Genomic DNA, 602 nt, shown 5'->3' on the forward strand with positions numbered 1-602 from the left:
CCCTTCCTGAACCATTTCCTTTATTTCATTCTCACTAGCCCACTTTACATCAGCCACTTCCTCATATTGAAGTTTTAAATCATTAATATCAACATTTTGTCTAACAATCCAAATATCATCGAACCCACATGAGAAATTAACTGTAAATAAAATATCACCTTTATTTATATCTAAGTCAATACCTAATTCTTCTTTTGTTTCACGAATAGCAGCCTCTTTACTTGTATCATTAAGTATTGCAGACCCCGCAGCAGAGCAATCCCACATATTAGGCCATCCATCCTTCCAAGGTTGTCTCTTTTGAATTAAAAATTGTCCTTTATCATTAATGATCCAAACATGAATCACAAGATGATAGTCACCCTCCTCCATTGGATTACCTCTTTTATGCCTCCGTCCAGTTTTCTGTCTATACTTATCATAAACATCCCATAGCTCCACAATATATTCCCCCACTTTAGTATTATTTGAGTTAATCATTACAAAATCTTAATTCATGGCATTATTAAAAAAAATTTGATAACTCATTTTACAAATAAATCTTTATGTCCAAACAATAATCATCTCACCTGGTATATTAGTCATATGCTTTTTGAAAATTT

1 protein-coding gene is annotated in these 602 nt (G+C 32.2%); it reads right to left on the reverse strand.

The annotated features are described in order from the left end of the window. Positions 1-441, reverse strand: a 441-nt coding sequence (locus tag CLTEP_RS14190) for an NUDIX hydrolase (protein WP_066827723.1), incomplete at its 3' end; no start/stop codon positions are given. Between the last annotated feature and the right edge of the window lie 161 nt (positions 442-602).

Source organism: Clostridium tepidiprofundi DSM 19306 (assembly GCF_001594005.1).
Lineage (GTDB): Bacteria > Bacillota > Clostridia > Clostridiales > Clostridiaceae > Clostridium_AC > Clostridium_AC tepidiprofundi.